Origin of the sequence: Bacilliculturomica massiliensis (assembly GCF_900605495.1) — a bacterium.
GTDB lineage: Bacteria > Bacillota > Clostridia > Peptostreptococcales > Anaerovoracaceae > Bacilliculturomica > Bacilliculturomica massiliensis.
Genome location: NZ_LR027603.1, coordinates 395,947 through 413,966, shown reverse-complemented (window position 1 = coordinate 413,966; position 18,020 = coordinate 395,947). Strand labels below are relative to the sequence as shown.

At 50.6% G+C, this 18,020-nt stretch carries 13 protein-coding genes; all 13 read right to left on the bottom strand.

Annotated elements, in window-relative coordinates; translation table 11 throughout:
• Positions 1 to 234: 234 nt before the first annotated feature.
• Positions 235 to 1,521, bottom strand: coding sequence for a polysaccharide deacetylase family protein (locus tag E0E37_RS11455; protein ID WP_130863173.1), 1,287 nt, complete (start codon positions 1,519 to 1,521; stop codon positions 235 to 237).
• A gap of 737 nt (positions 1,522 to 2,258) precedes the next feature.
• Complete coding sequence (locus E0E37_RS11450) at positions 2,259 to 3,149, bottom strand: Fic family protein (RefSeq protein ID WP_130863172.1); 891 nt, start codon at positions 3,147 to 3,149, stop codon at positions 2,259 to 2,261.
• A 440-nt stretch (positions 3,150 to 3,589) separates the two neighbouring features.
• Positions 3,590 to 4,306 (bottom strand): tetratricopeptide repeat protein, encoded by a 717-nt coding sequence (locus E0E37_RS11445; RefSeq protein ID WP_165445331.1) that lies wholly within the window; start codon positions 4,304 to 4,306, stop codon positions 3,590 to 3,592.
• 123 nt (positions 4,307 to 4,429) lie between these two features.
• Positions 4,430 to 5,242 carry a tetratricopeptide repeat protein gene (locus E0E37_RS11440; protein ID WP_130863170.1) on the bottom strand — a complete coding sequence of 271 codons (813 nt, stop codon included), beginning with the start codon at positions 5,240 to 5,242 and terminating at the stop codon, positions 4,430 to 4,432.
• A 37-nt stretch (positions 5,243 to 5,279) separates the two neighbouring features.
• On the bottom strand, positions 5,280 to 8,627 hold the full coding sequence (locus E0E37_RS11435; RefSeq protein WP_130863169.1) for an S-layer homology domain-containing protein: 3,348 nt from the start codon (positions 8,625 to 8,627) through the stop codon (positions 5,280 to 5,282).
• A 15-nt stretch (positions 8,628 to 8,642) separates the two neighbouring features.
• Positions 8,643 to 10,715 (bottom strand): zinc ribbon domain-containing protein, encoded by a 2,073-nt coding sequence (locus E0E37_RS11430; protein WP_165445330.1) that lies wholly within the window; start codon positions 10,713 to 10,715, stop codon positions 8,643 to 8,645.
• A gap of 22 nt (positions 10,716 to 10,737) precedes the next feature.
• Positions 10,738 to 11,328 carry a zinc ribbon domain-containing protein gene (locus E0E37_RS11425; RefSeq protein ID WP_130863167.1) on the bottom strand — a complete coding sequence of 197 codons (591 nt, stop codon included), beginning with the start codon at positions 11,326 to 11,328 and terminating at the stop codon, positions 10,738 to 10,740.
• Positions 11,303 to 11,884 (bottom strand): macro domain-containing protein, encoded by a 582-nt coding sequence (locus tag E0E37_RS11420; protein ID WP_246019710.1) that lies wholly within the window; start codon positions 11,882 to 11,884, stop codon positions 11,303 to 11,305. Before E0E37_RS11420 ends, E0E37_RS11425 begins: the two co-directional genes overlap by 26 nt.
• Before the next feature lie 22 nt (positions 11,885 to 11,906).
• Positions 11,907 to 12,449, bottom strand: coding sequence for an A24 family peptidase (locus tag E0E37_RS11415; protein ID WP_165445329.1), 543 nt, complete (start codon positions 12,447 to 12,449; stop codon positions 11,907 to 11,909).
• A 154-nt stretch (positions 12,450 to 12,603) separates the two neighbouring features.
• Positions 12,604 to 14,784: a serine/threonine-protein kinase gene (locus tag E0E37_RS11410; RefSeq protein ID WP_130863165.1), complete on the bottom strand. Its 2,181-nt coding sequence runs from the start codon at positions 14,782 to 14,784 to the stop codon at positions 12,604 to 12,606.
• 19 nt (positions 14,785 to 14,803) lie between these two features.
• On the bottom strand, positions 14,804 to 15,589 hold the full coding sequence (locus E0E37_RS11405; protein WP_130863164.1) for a PP2C family protein-serine/threonine phosphatase: 786 nt from the start codon (positions 15,587 to 15,589) through the stop codon (positions 14,804 to 14,806).
• A 14-nt stretch (positions 15,590 to 15,603) separates the two neighbouring features.
• A complete protein-coding gene (locus E0E37_RS11400; RefSeq protein WP_165445328.1) occupies positions 15,604 to 17,211 on the bottom strand; it encodes a DUF6382 domain-containing protein in 1,608 nt (535 codons plus the stop codon).
• Between the two features lie 127 nt (positions 17,212 to 17,338).
• The gene (locus E0E37_RS11395; RefSeq protein ID WP_165445327.1) at positions 17,339 to 18,019 is read right to left on the bottom strand and encodes a prepilin peptidase; all 681 of its coding nucleotides are present in this window, start codon (positions 18,017 to 18,019) and stop codon (positions 17,339 to 17,341) included.
• Position 18,020 lies beyond the last annotated feature (1 nt).

Here is an 18,020-nt window from a genome sequence, read left to right as displayed (position 1 = left end):
TCTTCTGTTATCTATTGCCTATGCGCGATTTCGCGTTCTAAGCCGTCCTCGCCCCGCTGCAGTACTCATTGCGGCCGCTCTGTCCCGGCGGCAGCGGCTGTTTTGCCGCCCCTCAGTCTCCATTTTGCCGCCGACATGCTGCCCCCCTTATCGGTGGCCCCCATGAACATTCCGGCGGTGAAACAGCGCATCTGATACTCTGCGAAGCCCGGCTTCCAGGCACCTGAAATACTTCTACTCCAGCGTCCGGAACACGTAGCCCTGATCCCGGTAATACTTGATGATCTCCGGCAGTGCATCCGCCGTGGTGCTCTTTGTGGCAGCGTCGTGGAACAGCACGATCAGATCGCCCTGTTTCCCCTTTGACGTGGCCGCGGCGCTGGCTGCGATCTCCTTGGCCGTGGACCCCTTCTTTTTCGTGGCGTCCTCGCCGCTGGCGTTCCAGTCATAATAAGTGTATCCCGCGTTCTTCACCGCTTCCGGAAATGCCTTGCTTCTGCCGTAGGATCCTCCCGGAAAACGGAAGACTCTGTTGTCATAAGGAAATCCCAGCGCCATGTCGATGGCGGCGTTGCCTTTTTTTATGTCGGACAGCAGATTATCCGCAGATGCATAAAGGTACTTATAGTCGTGGGAATACCCGTGAGTCGCCACCTTGTGGCCTTCCTCATATTCCTGCCGCACCAGCTGCGGATTTTTCTCGGTCATATTGCCCAGCACGAAAAACGTGGCCGGCACGCCGTTCTCCTCCAGCGCGGCCAGAATGCGCGGCGTTACCTTCGCCGACGGACCGTCGTCGAAAGTCAGGTAAACGGCCTTCACCGTTTTCGGTCCCTGAGCGTAGACTTCGGTCGCGGAAATATACTGTGCAGCCGTAAAAGCGCCCTTCTCGATCAGCTTATCTTTCAGTACACCGTAATTATATCCCAAACTGTCCACCACTGCAATGGAAGTGTCTGACGACAGCGGCGCCGTCAGCGCTTTATAGGAGATCGACACCATGTCGCCCCTGCTGAACCGCCGCAGCGGCGTCTCCGTGTTGATCAGACCCACGCGCTTGGCCAGCGCGTACGGACTGTCCCACGCGAAATCTCCCCGGCGGTCGTCGTAGCCCAGAGCCCGCAGCACAAAGGTCAGATACTCCGCCTCCGTGCAGTCACGGTCGCTCCCGAATCCGGCTGCAGACACCCCGGATGACAGTCCCTTGTTGTAAGCGTAACCTGCGTAATTCTGGGCCCAGTCCGGCACGTCGGCAAACGGATGCTTCCAGCCGCCCGCCTTGGCCGCGCTGTCCTCCCCCAGCAAATGGATCAGCATCGTGACCGCCTCCATCCGCGTGGGCTTCCTGTGCAGCTGATAGCCCGCCGCCGTTCCCTCAAACAACCCCAGGGATTTCAGGGCGTCAGCCTGCATCTCCTGTGTGGTCTGCACCGCGGCAAAAGCCGCCTGCGGCAGCGCTGTCAACGCCACGAGCACCGCGGCCATCACCGCCGCGAATCGAATCCCCTTTTTTCTTCTCATATCACTGTTCCACCTTCCCCTGAACGCACTGCCCGCAAGCTGCGCCGGCAAACCGCCGCACTGGCTGTCTGGTCCCCCTCGGCGCGGCGCAGCAGCGCCTTACCGAATCCTGCGCATCATTATTTACTTATGCAGAATAGACGTTTGTATGCGTGATTTTGTTGCATGAAATCGCACGTTTCCAGAAATTTTCTCTGATCGGTCGGCCGGTCGGCCATTCCATCGCGGCAATGGGACGCACCTCCCCGGAATTCCACGAAGTGTTAATTTTTAACGCTAAAATCTTCTTAATGGAGTACTCATACCACCAATATGCCTGGGACAAACAGCAAGACAGGATTATTCCGCCGGTTGGGGAAGGACCGGTTCGTGATCGACGGCGCCCCGGTCCTTCCCTGCCGCCTTCGCCTGATACATTGACGCATCGGGCTGGTGACGGTCCTCGGCGGTTCAGCCGGTCTTTCAGAAAGACAGGGCGATGGAACGCTGTTCACATATCTCCCATGAATTAAAAAAGCGCCTCGCCGAGACGCTTTTTTTGATCATTTTTGACCTCTGCATCCATCCCATCAATGCTGCGATGGCCGCTCTGACATTTCGGAACGATCAAACCAGGTACCGGCATACAGTAATGATCGGAAGTTCAATTTCGATCCTGCACGAAGCAAGTCTGCTGATTCCCACAATTCTGCTTCTGATCTACGAAAATGTCAAAATAACACCTTGGGATGACTCCCTTAATAAGAAATCCTAAAATAATCCAAATATCCTTTATACTTATCCTGTGCGGTGAGGCAAGTATCTGTCAAATAGCCTTTTTCATCGTCCCATTCTTTTAACCCTCTGTAATAGAACAGTTTCAAATTATCCTCAATAATAAATGGAACAATGTTGTATTTTAGACACTCTTTAAACATGATCAATCTGCCCACACGACCATTGCCGTCCTGAAATGGATGAATCCGCTCAAACTTCGCATGGAAGTCCAGAATATCTTCTAAAGTTTTTTCTTCCTTTGCGTTGTATTCTTTCAGCAGCATTTTCATCTTATCGGCAACATCTTCCGGAGGTGGGGTATCCATGCCACCAACTTCATTGGGCAATTTCTTGTAACCACCTACCGCAAACCAATCTTTTCTGGAGTCGCTGGTACCATTCTTTAAAATCAAATGAAGCTCTTTAATGAACTTTTCCGTCAGCATCGCTTTTGCATCGTCTATAATCATATCAATACAGTGGAAATGATTTGCTGTTTCAATTACATCATCTACGTTCAGAACTTCGTTTTCCACACCAATGGTATTTGTTTCAAAAATATATCTGGTCTGATCGTGAGTCAGTCGGCTGCCCTCGATATGGTTTGAATTATATGTTAGATCGATCTGGGTTTTATGATAAATGCCTCCGGCATATTTGCCCGACTTCTCCTCCTGCAGGATATCCAGCAAAGTAATGGGGCGTTCTTTTTTCTTATTGACGCGTTCTGGTTTTTCAGCATTCTCTGGAATATTCCAGGTCTTTCCGGTAAGAAATGCACCGTTCACACGCCCGTGGGCACAATAATTACGGACGCTGCGCTCCGACACGTTCCACTGTTTTGCTGTTTCAGTAACTGAGCGATATCGCATCTGATTCCCTCCGTTATTTTTTAATCTATATCTATACTAATGTATTAAATAGTATATCACATTATCGGCAACAAATCCATCGTCATCCCATTCATTTCTCAATATTATTGCCGTTTCCGGAACTTTAACAGTGAGAAAACAACTCTGCTCTTACATAAAATCAAAACCACCGGTTGAACCGATGGTTTTGATCCTGCCCTATAAGGCCAATTTCCTGTGGTCGTCCTCTTATACTTTCTTACCTTAAATTTACAAGAGCACTCACGGTTTTGGTGACAAATTTTTCCCCCAGAACTTTGTTGCCCATTTTACGCGGCTTTAGCCGCTGTGTAAAATGGGACAGCGCAGGGAGCAATGCCACCGTAGGAGCTGACCTGAACGTATCGTATGGATATCACGAGCTCTCCCGCTGGGGGTAGGCTCTTCATTTATTCAGGCCGTCATCCAATTTCGTCACCCACGCGAACATACAAAATAGAGACAACTTTTCCTGCCTGATCCACGCCGATAATCACAGTGACTGGATATTCAGAACCCGCACAGGTGCCTAATGCGGAAATGTGAGGGCCTTCCGAAATTCTCCCCCCTTCGATCAGCTCTTCGATCGTATACGGCTCACTTGAAATTGTATTAATATCCCTGACCTCTCCCAGCCATGACAGGTCAGCCTCTGGATCATCCGCCCACTTCACAGCATAGTCTTCAAAGCAGTAAGCCACCTTTCCTTCCGGCCACAGGCCTTCCAAATAGTAGGTCCAGTATTCATTGTCTTCCGCAGGCGGATAATCAGAATAATAGAATGCCTTCAATTCCACCGGGACAACGCCGCCTGACGCCACGATCTCACAGTCTGTATAAACCTTGCGGCGTTCATCCCCCTTGTCGGATGTCCCCGCGTTTGCATTGTCATCGGATTCTGAATCTGTCATTTGGGAAAGTCTCAAACTGATTTCTTCGCTTCCCGTCTTCTCAAACCCTTTTTCCAAAATCTCGGCGGCCTTTTCCGTTAATCCCAATCCCGCGTATGCATCCGCAGCTCCAATGTATGCGGCGACACAACGTTCATCCAGTTTTATCGCTTTCTCAAAGGCCACGACCGCTTCTTCGTAATTTTCCTCCAGCAGATACTGTTCTCCCAAAGTCAGCAGCTCTTCCAAAGTCGCTGTCTGCTTCTTAGAACACCCTGAGAAAAGCGGCAGTATCACAAGGCAAAGGGACATACACAGGCAGATCAGCTTCATTTGTTTCGTATGTTTCGTTTTTTTCATCACACCTTTTCCCTATTCACTGATCTCAGCAAATTGTCCGTCCAGAAAGCCACTGTCAACCTCGATCCCTTTTTCACTTATTACTGAAAAATCCGATATCTCATTTCCGAAGAAATTCACAACAGTTACATCAGAGTCCCGCAGGGGCGTAAGATCTGAAACATGATTTGCCAGCACAGTAAGCGAATTCAGATTTCTAAAATGAACAATATCCGCTATGCTATAGACATTCCCTTTTTCTTTATAGCCGTCATCATCATCTCCCAAACCGTAATATGCAAGCAAAGTGTCCTGCCCAACTGTGTAATTGAAACTCCATATCGACTCACCTTCCGGAGTCAAATAATCCTCCTCATTGATAAAACAATGGGTCGCTCCAAGTATCGTTATACTATAGATCTCATCAAGCTCGCTCCTCAAAATGTCTCCGGTCTCCTTGCCCAGTCGTTTTCGGATCATGCTCTCAAATCCCCGATCCTGCCATTGAACGATATAGTCATCTTCACCGGCACGTCTCAGCCCATTCAATTTTTCAAGTAGACCTTCATCCTGCGTATTTTCATACCCGGCTTCCAATACACGTATCGCTTCGTCAGTCTTGTCCAGTCCTACATAAGCGTCGGCCGCGCCCACATACGCTTCCACGCATTTTTCATCCAAAGCTATGGCTTTTTCAAAGGCCACGACCGCTTCTTCGTAATTTTCCTCCAGCAGATACCTTTGTCCAAGCTCCAACAACTCCTCCAGACTTTGTCCAGAGCTGCAGGCTGCACCGAAGCAGACAAGAACGATTGAAATAATAGTTAAGACGATTCTTCTCTTCATTTTTCCCTCCGTATTGAGGATATCCTTCCGGCCCGGGCTATTTGCGCTCTGCCTTCTTCTTTTTCCTCCTGACAAGGACCACGATAGCCGCGGCGGCTATAACCGTCAAACCGGCGGCTCCTGCCCAGACCATACCGTCCGGCACAACTGCCGTCTTCGTATCGGTAATTCCGCTGCCTGTCAAGACCTCTTGCCCTTCCGCCACCAGCTGAATCGGCTGTGTTTCGTACAGCAGCATAAATAATTTATACAGCAGATCCGCGGCTTCCGCTCTGGTCACCGGCCGTTCCGGATCCAGAAGTCCGCCTGACCGGATCAGCCCTTCCCGAACAGCCAGAGCAATATCGATCTCCGCCCAGTCGCTGATCGCCGCCGCATCTTCAAAGTCCAGCAGCTCCCCGGGGTCAGCCGGATAAGAGTAGCCCTTCTTCTCGGACAGGGTCCGGGCGCATAAGGCGATCATCTCTTCCCGCGTTATGGTATTGCCGCCCCGGAAGGTCTGATCTTCATAGCCGGATACGATCTGATCCTGTTCCGCTGAAGCCACAAAATTGTAATAGGCGCTGTCCGAAGGAACATCGATAAACCCGGTCTCCAACCCATGCTCCAACGCAAAGAACATTCTGACCAGCACCTCTGTAAACTCATACCGGATCAGATCATCCGATGGGCGGAAGCGATCTTCCTCCATGCCAAAATATCCTTTGGAAAGCATAAATCTGACCGCCTGCTGTACGGACCTGTCCAAATCGCCTATATCAGAAATCTCCATCTCATTTTCCAGCACCTTATAGTCGCCGGAATAGCTGGTGTAAAACTCAATGGATTGGTTTGCCTCGTCGTACTGTCCTCCCCAGTTATCGCTGTAGCCTTCCCTTGTGACAAAGACGGTAGCGATTGCATTTTCCGCCGGCAAACTGACTGCGATATCCGCCTGCGCCTGTTCGATCGCATGTCCTTTTTCATCCGCAAAGCTGACTTGTACGCCTTCATCCAGATAGTCCAGCTGGACCAGCATACCTGCCCGTTCCAGGAGCTTCAATGCGCCGCTGCCAGTTATTCTGACTGTTCTCCTGTTATCTCCGATCAGCAGGAGCAGCTCGTCTGTATTGCCCATACTGCCGGGCAGCGTTTCTTCCATGACAATGATCACCGGCTTATTGAGATCCAGTTCCAAAACATCAGCCCTGGCTCTTGTTTTCAGCTCCTTGTTGAGGAAAATATGATAATCTGCCAGCAATTCCTCAAAGGCGGCGCGGACTCTTTCCGTTTCGGCAAAGATCGATTCCGTATTTTCCGCAGACAGCACTACCTTGTTGCTTTTGGCTTCCAGCGTGCCCCGGGAGGATTGTGATATGGCGTACTCGATGTAGGTTGCAATGTCACTTTTCCCCGCGTCGTTGACCGCTCCGCTTCCGATGGACGCCAGGGCGCTTTCCAGATAGTCCATGAATTCCTGCGTTTCAGTGAAACCTTTGATCACAGCAAAGTCCAATACGATATTCGATTTGCTGTCCTCCACGGCTTCCGCCTGCGCCGCTAATGTCTCCTGCAGATTAATCACTTCGATGTTGCTTTCCCCTGCTTCTGCCGTCCGCGGAACATATGTATTGCTGGCCGCGCCCTCATATCGGCCCGGGACTTCCAGGTTCAGAACGACGCTGCGCTCATCCGCCTGCTGCTGGGCTGCGTCCGTCTCGTATTCCACCATATACAGTTTTTTGCGTTCCGTGTAGATCTTTTCATATATTTTATCCAGATCCTTTACGTCGCTGGCATGACGATAAAATCCTCCGGTCTGTTCCGCCATCTGTTTTAACGTATCTTCGTCAATTCCGCCTCCGATCCCGATAATAAACAAAGGCAGCGAATAGTCCTTCGCATATTTGGTCGCCTCCTGTACAGACACATGACTGGCATTGTCTCCGCCGTCTGTAAATGCGATCAGACAGCGGGCTCCGCTCTGCAGCATCACCCGGTTGGAGGCCGCGATGACTGCGTCATAAAAAGCCGTCGAGCCGCCGGTCGTCATACCGTCGATACATTGCTGGATCAGGTCGATGTCGGAAGTAAAGCTGCATATCTGATAGATGGAATCGTCGAAGGCCATGAGCTCCAGCCTGTCTCCCGCCCCATATTGCAAGGACGCGGAAAACTCTCCTGTCACACGCTTGAGCGTAGTCATCTTATCTCCCGACATACTTCCGCTTACATCTGCGACGATTTCCACATTCAACCCCGACGTATTTTCCAGCTGCATGACATTCTTGATCTCCTTTGTCAGCTGCTTTCCGCCGGACAGTTCTGACAATGTGAAATCGTTTTTGCTCAATCCCTCCACCGGAGCCTTCGTCTCCGGATCTGTTACCTGATAGTAAAGGCGTACGGTGGGATAATCAGAGACGTCTACCTGTTCCAGCCTGATCTCCGCCTCCTGCAGCTCCGGCGTAAAATAGGACCGCTCCGCTCCGGCAACAGTCTGCTTCCCCTTGTACTCCAATTCGATATTGCGTTCTTGCCCGGAGTCGCCCGGCTCCGTTTTGTAGCTCAAAACCACAGTGCCGTCTTCTCCCGGCGCCGCATCAGCGATCTGTTTGCGCTCTCCGTCTTCCCGAACCACGAACATCGAACGACTTGGCTCCTCCGCAAAATCTCTGCAGTTCACGATCAGAGACACATTGGGATATGCATTTGTCACCACGTCTTCGATTGTCATGGACGCGCCCAACAGGGAATCCAGAAATTCCGTGCTGCGAGGCAGAATCAATACCAACTTGACTGCAGAGCCGCGCATCAGCTCCCGCAGGCGGTTTTGTTCATCTGCTTCCACAAACTCCAGCTTCACCTCTGCGTTCTGCAGAGCTTCAAGCGCTCTGTCTCCATTTTCCAATCCGATATAAGCCTCTGCCAGCATGATCTCCGGCTCCGGAGCCTTCGGGTCCAGGCGGATCGCTTTTTCGAACGCTACCACCGCCTCCTCATATTGATTTTCCTGTAAAAAGCGATTCCCGAGATCCATCTGTTCCCGGAACCTGCGGGGCGGGTCCACTGCAAACCAGAAATACGCGCCGGCAGAAGCGCACAACAAAACTAAAGCCGCCAGCGCCAGAATCAGCAGATTGCGCCGCTTCCTCTTTTTATAGTCCGCCGGCTTCTGGGATTTTTCCGGCCTTTGTACTTCCTCCGGACTTTGCATTCCCTTCGGCGTCTGCTCTCCCTCCGGTCTTTTATCTTCCGATCCATCCCGGTCCGCTTCAGCCGATCCGACAGCTTCTCTTTTCTCTTCTTTCTCCGCAGCAGCAGACATGTCGTCGATCTTTTCTCCGCACTGCAGACAGAAAGCAAACCCCTCTTGAAGCTCCGCCCCGCATTTTTTACACTTCATAGCCGCTCCGTTATATTAATTCCCTCTGAAATACACAACGTCCTCATCGATCAATGTTTTTTCATCTTCGCTTATGTAATGATACAGATCGCCTGTTTCCTTCGTGGAACTGAAATCCTGTACATAATAGATCTGATCCTGATAAAACTGCATCTGACTCACGTCATCTGCTATCTTTGTTTTTTTACCTTTGGATATACAATATAGTGTTCCTTCCTTTTTTTCACTGTTGTAATCTTTTAAATAGAGGATGTCTCCGTTGGAATGAAAGTCTAGTTCCCACCAACTCACATCATCATCCACCTTGACCGGTTTTCCCCCGTCTAAATAGCACAAAGTTCCATGGTCATTAGAATCCATATCTTTAAAATAAAACAGTATATTATTTTCTATGCACACCTTGTAGTCAACATCGTCATCCGCCTTTGATGGAGCTCCGAGACTTCCATCCTTTAAAACGGCGCATTGATACAAGGCGCCTTTCGAATTCGAGTAATCTTCTTCATCATATATCAGATAATTCAGCTGTTCCTCTCTGCACAGATAAGCATAACTCGGCATTTTCCCGCCTTCCGTCACTGTATTTTCACCCTGACCAAAAAGACTGGCGTAGACCGGTCCGTCCATCTTCCCCGGCCTGTCCAGATAATCATACACATCATAAGAACTTTCCAGTTCCGACAACTTCACGACCTTTCCCGGAGCTTTACTGTCCTTTTTCTGATACAGTACTCCCCTTCCATTATTAAATTCATCCGTGATCTCATCATAGTCTCCGACTCCCTCACAGATTAATATCGCCTTGCCATCTACATAGCAGTATAGACTGCAGATTACATTCTTCCAAGTATCGGACTTCAGATTCTCACGGATATAATCCCTGTCTTCCTTTTCCTCATACACGTCCTGCGCCGCATAATAACTGTCCCAGTCGGTCACGGTGCTGTAATATCCTCCGAACCAGCCGTCCTGCCATTCCTCGGTCTGGTAGTCGGCGATATCCGGTTCTGTCACCGACTGATCCGCTGTCAGCATATCATCCTCCACATAATCATAAAGGGAGAATTCCTTGTCCTCCTTTGCCACCAAGTAGTACGCATATTCATCGCAACGGCTTATAATATCTGCGTGTGACGCGATCTTCTCCTTATCCTTTCCCATCGCTTTTTTATACAAATTGTAATCAACATCCACATACAAGATCGTGTCCGATTTTTGGCCCAGACAGTGGTATGACCGCACATCCTTCGCTATCTTTTCCTTCTCCGCTCCGCCGTCTAAATCCTGCCGGTACAATACGGACTCCTCCGTGTCCATATCAACTGTTTGAAAGATCAGAATCCCGCTGCAATATTCATAGTAACGCACGTCTTTTGCAATTTTAACTTCTTCCTTTCCATTATAATAATAAAGTGTCCCGCTACCCCAGCCATAATCATCACTCTGAAAATCCTTCATATAGAACAGCTTCTGATCAGAGGTGAGACTCCAGTTGACGCTGGATACATTGGAGGCTATTCTCTCTCCCTCGTACGTCTCCCCTTTCTTCTCGCTCTTTCTTATCTGCGCCAACTCTTTGTAGTATAGCTTCCCTGTTCTATCTACCGTATTGAAATCAGTCAAATAATAGATTCCCTTTCCATCCGCAGTCCTTTTAAACAAGCCGCTTCCATATGCAGAGCTGTCATCAGCATCATCGGCGTCTTCCATCATGTCTTCCGCTATGTTGAGCGGGGCTTCCATCCCGTTGAAATAGAAATAATATCCATTGTCTTTAAAATAGATCAGCGGCTCTCCGGATTCGCCTTTTTCCGCCGTACTCCTGAGAGCAAAGATAACTGCCAGGGCAATGAGAATCAAGCCTAAAATGCCGAAGATTATTTTTTTATTCCGAAACCACGGAAGCACCGGAGTGTAGATATCGATCTCCTCCGCCTCCTCGTCCCAGGCAGCTTCCGGCAAATTGTCTGTAAGGATCAATTCCGTAGGTTCTGCTGTCTCCGCCTGATCCCACTCTACTTTAGCGCCGCAGCTGTCGCAAAACTTCGCGTTTTCCTCAATTTCATTTCCGCACACTCTACATTTCATCTGTCTCTGCCTCCTTTCATTTCTAAAGCTGTCTCCCGCATACGCCGCAAAACTTTGCATCTGCCGGCAGCTCCTGTCCACATTCACAGATTACAAGATCCGGGCCTGCTGCTTCCCCGTGATCCGGAGCCTTCTCCCGTTCGATTTCTCCTCCGCATTCCGCGCAGAACCGGGCGCCTGGCTTGACTGCGCTTCCGCAGTGCGGACATTTCACCTTATCCTCCGATTCAAATTTCAATCCACATTCTGTGCAGAATTTAGCTCCCGGCTTGTTCATTGAACCGCAGGCCGGGCAGGCGACAGTCTCGACCCCCAGAATGCTCTTATTTTCCTGCTGCATCCTGTCGATCTCTTTCATCAACACGTAAATAGAGCTTTTATTTTTCTGTATTTCTTCACATATTTCCTCAATCGCAGCCGGTTCGGACGTCTTGCTTTCCCATTGCTTATATACAGCTCGTCCCAGTATTTTCTCCTGCTTATCCAGCTCCTCCTGCAAATTTGCGATCTGTGTTTTCGCTTTTGTCACCTCCACAAATTCATTGGATTTGATACTCACTGCCGCGATACTTTTGTCGAATGAATTTTTAAGCTTTCCTAATACATCTGCCATGCACTTGCTCCTCCTTTGAATTTCTTTTCTTCAGCGCCTCCCGATACGCCCGTTCGGCGACTGGATCAAAACAGACCATCCTCACCTCTTTCACATACCTGGAGCATTGTAAAAACTCAGAGATCGCTCTGACAGCAATCTCCGCCGCCTGATCCAGCGGGAAATGATAACTGCCCGTGCTGATCGATGGAAATGCCACGGAACGGCAGCCATGCTCTTCCGCCAGAGCAAGACTGGAACGATAGCAGCTCTCCAGCAGAAGCACCTCTCCCCGCCGCCCTCCCTTCCACTTCGGCCCCGGCGTGTGAATGATAAATTCTGCAGGCAGCCGATGTCCGCCGGTTATCCTGGCCTGTCCAATTTTGCATCCTCCCAGTCTCAGACATTCCCAGAACAATCCCATGCCCGCCGCTCTGTGAATGGCTCCATCTACGCCCAGGCCGCCCAGCAAAGTCGTGTTCGCCGCGTTTACCACTGCATCTGCCTTACATTTTGTAATATCACCAAGGATCACCTGTATCGACTTATCCGTCATCCTGCTATCCTCGTCTTCCATTTCCCATCCACCCACTTTCTCTTCAAAACACCAGCGTAAGCCTCCCGCTCAGATCCAGACAGATCACCAGAAGGACTCCTGCCGCTATACAGCATCCGAAGCTGAAATAAGCGTCGCTTTCTCCATCTATCTTTTCATAGGGCGCTAATCTGTGCGTTGCCGCTGTATGCCAAATGTAGCGGTACAGATGTGCAAATCTCGCCCTTCCATTTTTTCTCCGCGCCAGCGTCACAGCGGCCGCCGATCCACCGAAAAGAACAGCTGCCAAAATAGACGTCAGGACCAGACGCCAGCCAAGAAGCGCGCCCACCGCCATAAAAAGCTTCACATCACCGGCTCCCAGCATCCCCGCCATATAAAAAGCGATCGTTACGAAGCCTGCCGCCGTTCCCGCCGCACTGTCCAAAAGCCCTTCAAACCCGAAAAAGCTCAGATTGAGCAGCAATCCAAGTGCCATGTTCGAAAACGTCAGTTTATTGGGGATCCGCCGGTATTTCAGATCTGACCATGCCGCCGCCAGAGAAACTGCCGCCGCCAGCCCGCTGACCACATATGTTTGTACCAAAATGTTCAATACTCCCGCCTCAAATATTCCTCAAGTTTCCTTTTCCCGCGGCGGCTATGCACCGCGCTCGCAATTGACAGGATCGCCGCCAGTGCGAAAAGTGCCGCCGCTCCCGCCATCATCAACATTCCTGTGGACATAAGATCCTGCCTCCCTAAAACCAGCCGCCGGCTTCCAACTCACGCAGCATATTTCCCAGCATCTGCATTTCACCGTCTTCCGCATCCTGCTGTTCGTAAAGCTGCACTGCCTTCCCATAATAGCTTCTCATCTGCTCGTAGGATCGCTGCTGATTGGCGCGCCGCTGCTGCCGATCGGCCTCCAAAAACGCAAGCCGCTTATAAACCCTGTACTCCTTCGGATATCGTTTCAGCATATCCTGCAGCGTCCGTTCCGCCGCCTCGATCTCGTTTAGCTGCTCCTGCAACACAGCGATGTTCTCCTCAACTTGATAGGTAACCATCCCCCCCGCGTAAACCTGTTCAAACTGATTTAAAGCCCGCCGATAGTACTCCTGGGAGCCGCCCAGGCACTTTGCCTTTCTGGCGTAGGCGTCACCCAGACGTTCCGATACCACCAGAGAGGACGTTCCCTGCTGATTTTCTTCCTGCTCCAGAAGAGATATTTCCCGGTCGATATACGCATTGCCCCAATTCTTGTACATCTTTGCACACAGCAGTACAGCCCGCCTTCTGAGCGAATCGCTGCCCGCCGTGGCCACGGCTTTCTGAAAACAGGTCTCCGCCTCCTCGTAATCCCGCCTGGCAAAGGCGATCTCTGCTCTCACCATGTAAATAGAATCTTCTCTTAATCCAAGCAAGATCGCGTCATCCAAAATTTCCTTTGCTTCAGCATCGTCGCCCATCTTTGCCTCTGCAATTGCATAATCCCGGTAATACAGACTATTATTCTGATTCAGTTCCACCGCCTCTTTAAAGCAGTTCACAGCGTTTGCAAAATCATCTTTCTCTAAATACGCGTTTCCGACGATGTAAAAAATATCTCCCAGCAGATATTCATCACTTGCATCCCGAACCCGGTACTCCGGATTATTAATCAGATCCCTTCCATATGTAACGCATATGTCGAAATCTTCTCTTGCATAATACAGCTGAAGCTCCCGGCAGTAAGCGTCGATCCTGCGGGGCAGCAGCGACCGCGCCTCCTCGATCCTTTCCTGTGACAGCTGAAACTCTCCTGCTTCCATATAGGAAACAGCAGTCACCAGCTGTCGGTTGTATGCTGTGTTTTTTTCTTTTTGTACGGTCAAAGCCCCGCCCACCGCCAGGGCCACGGACACGGTATATAAAATGGCCAGACTCACCCTTCGATTTCTGCGTTTTTTATAATAAGCTTTATATTCGGAATCCAGCTCGTAAATATGCCGAAGCGCGTACAGCGCCTCCGCGCCATTCTGGTATCTTCTGTCGGGGTCCAGTTCCATCATTTTATTCAGAATATGAGCGAAGCCTTCGCTCACAGCCACGCCGCATTCTTCAACTGATGTTCCGCGTTCAAAATCCGCCGGCGGCTTATTCCCGGTCAGCAGATGATACAGCGTGGCTCCCAGGCTGTAAATATCCGACCGCTCGTCCACACCGCTTCCGATGAGACTCTCCACCATGCTGACCGTGGGCGTCGCTTCCGGACTCATCATCTCTGTCTCATCGCTCATGAAGCCGGTTTCCCCAACACCGGTCATAAGCTCCGTCTCAGCGGCTCCCATCATATCTGCCGTACGGGCTGCACTTTCCCTCCTTTTTCCGAAAACAGTAAAGGATCGGTAGCTTGTCACCGTTCGATACTGCTCCGGCGGGGAGTAACCTCCGCTGACGCCTGTGGACGTCCGCATATTGCGATCAAAGGCCAGGGAAACATTAAAGTCGATCAGACATATGTTTCCTTCCGGCGTCAGCATGATATTCGCTGGCTTAATGTCGCTGTGTATCACCGGCGGCGATTGTCCATGCAGATAGGCCAACGCTTCCGCCAGCTGTTCCGCCCATCCCAGGACCTGCTTCTGTGGAAACGCGCCTTGTTCCGCCAGCATCTGCGCCATGCTTTTGCCCGGAATATAGTCCATGACCGTGAAGATTTCCCCCTCAAGCTCCAGAAAATCATAAACCCGGGGCAGGTATGTATGCTTGATGTTCTTTAATATGTCGACTTCCGTACGACTTTCAAGGATCCCTTTTACATTCTCCTTGATCCGCTTCAGAACAACGGTTGTCTTGAGCCTCTCGTGATAGGCTTTATAGACAATACCTCCCCCGCCGGAACCGATCTCTTCAAGGATCCGGTACGTACCGTTCAGTACTGTATCTTTCCCGATCATTCTTCCACCTCATTCACTGCTAATCATTCTTTCCAAACAGTGCTTTTTTGCCGCAGTTCACTACAATTGCCGTAACGTTGTCCCCTGCCGCTCCGTCAGGGATCAGCCTCCGCAGCCGTTCCGCCTGATCGCCGCAGTTCTTCCCATCCAACAGGCCGTCTCTTAGCTGCTCATCAGTCAGGCAATGATGCAGCCCGTCGCTGCACAGCAGAAAGATATCGTCTTTCTTTGCGATGCCCTCCGATGTAAAAATCTTTACGCTGGACGCGACCCCAATGCACATGGTCAGCACGTTTTTCTTTTCACAGGCAGCAGCTTCCGCCTGCTGCAGCACGCCCTCGCGGACCATCTGAGCTACCAGGGACTGGTCTTCTGTCAGGCGCGTCAGCTTTCTTCTCCGCATCAGATATACTCTGCTGTCCCCCACGTTTTTGATAAAATACGCACCGCCGTAAATTAAAAGCAGTGATAATGTAGAACCAGATTTTTCTCCGTTTTGGCTGCAGAATTCATTTACGCGATTGTTGACGTCCCAGACCTCCTGTTCCAGCAGCTCGTTCAGGCTTTCCCCATCGGCCTGATGTGTTTCTGCCGCTGACGGCAGATCCTCACGCCACCACCTGGCAAATTGATCGGTGATATACCTGCTCACCGTCTCTCCATAAGACAACCCGCCCATACCGTCCGCAACTACAAAAAGACCGGCCCGGACGCCGCCTACAATCCCGCTGGCGCAAAACAGGCTGTCCTGATTTACCTGACGCCTGTCGCCGGCGTCCGAAATGCTGTCAAAGTATAAACTCATATACACACTCTCTATTAACAGCGCAGTACAAATTCACTGTCCGCCAACACGATCTTATCGCCGTTTTGCAGCGGATACGGCACATTAGCAGTAATTCGCCGGCCCCCTCCGTTCACATACGTTCCATTCTTGGAGTTGAGATCCTTAACGGATATGCGGCCATCGTCACATATAAATTCCGCATGGATCTTTCCTACTTTCACATTGTTTATCGCAAAGTCCACCTGGCTGGCAAGACGTCCCACCAGAATACTCGGCTTATCCAGCCGTACCTTAGACAAAATACCGTTCTCATAATATTCCAAGTAAATTTCCCCGGTCTCATCAACTTCCTGTATAACAGTGTCCGCCCACATATCCGCCGCAGCTCCCCGATCACTTTTCGGCGCCGCGGCAGTTGATGCTTTCCTATCCGGAGTTGGGGCGGCCGGCACTTTCAGCTCTGGAGCCGGGGCGACACGCACCGGCGGCGCAGGAACAGGTTTGACGCTGTTCGGGGTCTGTATCCCCATGGCCTGATCCCTCCCGGGAATTGCCACTGCCCTCCTTCCTTCGGCGGCAGATCGCCGTGGATCTCCTTTCGGAGTTTTCTTACTCTGGAATTTATCCTGTTTCTCTTTGGGCGTCTTCTTCGCCGTGGGCCTGTTCTGCTTTTGATCCGCCGGTCCGTTGTGAAACAGCCTCCGAAACACGATACCGTCTATTGCCGCCACGATCAGAAGCATGGCCGCCAGATAGCGGATCTCCAGCTTTCCGCTGATCTTATCGTTCAGCATTCCCGAAGCATAAAGCCCGGCCATTCCCACAAACAGTCCCGCCTGCAGCAAGGCGAAAATATTATTCTTCTTTGATCGGTTTGCCGGTTCTCTGCCTTCTTTAGCCGCAGCCTTTTTCGTACCGCTCTTCGCGTCGCTTTTCGTGCCTGTCTTCATCTCTTCTCTGCCCGGCTGTTTTCCTGATTCTCTGAGGGCAGCGGGAGGAAGTTTCGCGATCTCAGGCTCTCTTTCCACAGGCGCCGGCGCGGCTCTTACTCTCTGGTCCGCGTCCGCGCTGACCCTATTTTCCCTTTTCAGTTCCCGCACCAGATTTTCCAGCGTGGTCAGGCTCAGCGTCTCAGAATTCAAGGCGTCCAGCAGAAGCTGAACGAGATTTCCATCGGAAGTTTCTATAACATTTTTCAAGATCAGACTTTGCAGAAAATTCTTCGCGTTGGATAGACCCGTCTCGTCATTGTAGATGGGAAGATAGACAAAAGCGGGCTCCAGACTTCCCGTCTCCATAAATATGTACTCTTCATCAAACACCAGGCCGCTTCCAGGCAATTGATATTCCTGTACCTCGCGCAGCGCCGTGACCATTCCATCCAGGAGCTTTACAAATAACCCTCGATGCAGTTTCCCTCTGTTCATAAGCTGTTTCAGCGCAAGCCTGGACGTGACGTTGTAATAGATCATCATATCGTCATTTTTCTGCTTCTTATTTGCTTTCAGAAGCTTTGGAATCTCGTTGGAACAAAGCATCCCCACCTGATAGGCCAAGATCGGCTGATCCGGTGAAAAGGAACCGACCAGATAACTGGTCCCTCCCACCGCTTCGTTATCAAAATGAATATTTGCATTCATTGCAGCACCTCCTTCAACGACGCCTAGATTGCAAAAAGTTTCCTTCGGAAACATATTCGCCCTGCGGGCTCACCTTCACAAGGTGAACTTTTTTGAAACATATGGAAATATCTGCGGACGATATTTCCTATGTTATAAATATAACGAGCGCGAACGCTCCCACCGTAAGAAACGGTGCGAAGGGCAGCTGACTGTCCAGCCTGACCCGTTTTGCGGCAAGCAGGACCACCGACACCAGAAACGCAGGAATCAGGGAACAAAATAGCAGCGCCATGCTGTTTCTAATGCCCAAAGTTACAGCCAAAACCGCAATGAGCTTTACGTCTCCCATTCCGAGCTTCCCCTTCAATCCCCAGGCCGCCGATCCCAAAAAAAGCAGAACCAGAATTCCCGATGCAAGCATGGGCATCGACGCTCCCAAAGTCTGATCCTCCATTCGAAAAAGTATCTGACTCAGCAGCAGACAAACAGAAAGGGCGTCGGGAATCCGCCTGTGTTTCAGATCCACCATCGAAATGATCAGCAATGTGCCCAACAGATCAAAGGTACGGATCCCGGCCATCCCAACTCCGCCGGCATTCGATTTCCCTATAAATAAACCGCCGATCACAACATCATTCATACACAGACCACAGATCTGATCGAGAAAGATATAGACCAACGCCGCCCCATAGATCCACCAGCAGCTCAAAGCCCGCTTCCACTGCGCCGTACCGATAACGCCTTCATTTTTCAGAGCCTCCCGCGCCAAGCTGATTTTCAGCATGAACAGCAGGATCTCCGCACTGATCAGATATTCAAACTTCATT

Bases quoted from the DNA above. Each gene is read 5' to 3' on its own strand.
- E0E37_RS11410 (WP_130863165.1), bottom strand. From the start codon at position 14,784: ATGATCGGGAAAGATACAGTACTGAACGGTACGTACCGGATCCTTGAA.
- E0E37_RS11400 (WP_165445328.1), bottom strand. From the start codon at position 17,211: ATGAATGCAAATATTCATTTTGATAACGAAGCGGTGGGAGGGACCAGT.
- E0E37_RS11430 (WP_165445330.1), bottom strand. From the start codon at position 10,715: ATGAAATGTAGAGTGTGCGGAAATGAAATTGAGGAAAACGCGAAGTTT.
- E0E37_RS11450 (WP_130863172.1), bottom strand. From the start codon at position 3,149: ATGCGATATCGCTCAGTTACTGAAACAGCAAAACAGTGGAACGTGTCG.
- E0E37_RS11435 (WP_130863169.1), bottom strand. From the start codon at position 8,627: ATGAAGTGTAAAAAATGCGGGGCGGAGCTTCAAGAGGGGTTTGCTTTC.
- E0E37_RS11440 (WP_130863170.1), bottom strand. From the start codon at position 5,242: ATGAAGAGAAGAATCGTCTTAACTATTATTTCAATCGTTCTTGTCTGC.
- E0E37_RS11395 (WP_165445327.1), bottom strand. From the start codon at position 18,019: ATGAAGTTTGAATATCTGATCAGTGCGGAGATCCTGCTGTTCATGCTG.
- E0E37_RS11420 (WP_246019710.1), bottom strand. From the start codon at position 11,884: ATGGAAGACGAGGATAGCAGGATGACGGATAAGTCGATACAGGTGATC.
- E0E37_RS11425 (WP_130863167.1), bottom strand. From the start codon at position 11,328: ATGGCAGATGTATTAGGAAAGCTTAAAAATTCATTCGACAAAAGTATC.
- E0E37_RS11455 (WP_130863173.1), bottom strand. From the start codon at position 1,521: ATGAGAAGAAAAAAGGGGATTCGATTCGCGGCGGTGATGGCCGCGGTG.
- E0E37_RS11405 (WP_130863164.1), bottom strand. From the start codon at position 15,589: ATGAGTTTATACTTTGACAGCATTTCGGACGCCGGCGACAGGCGTCAG.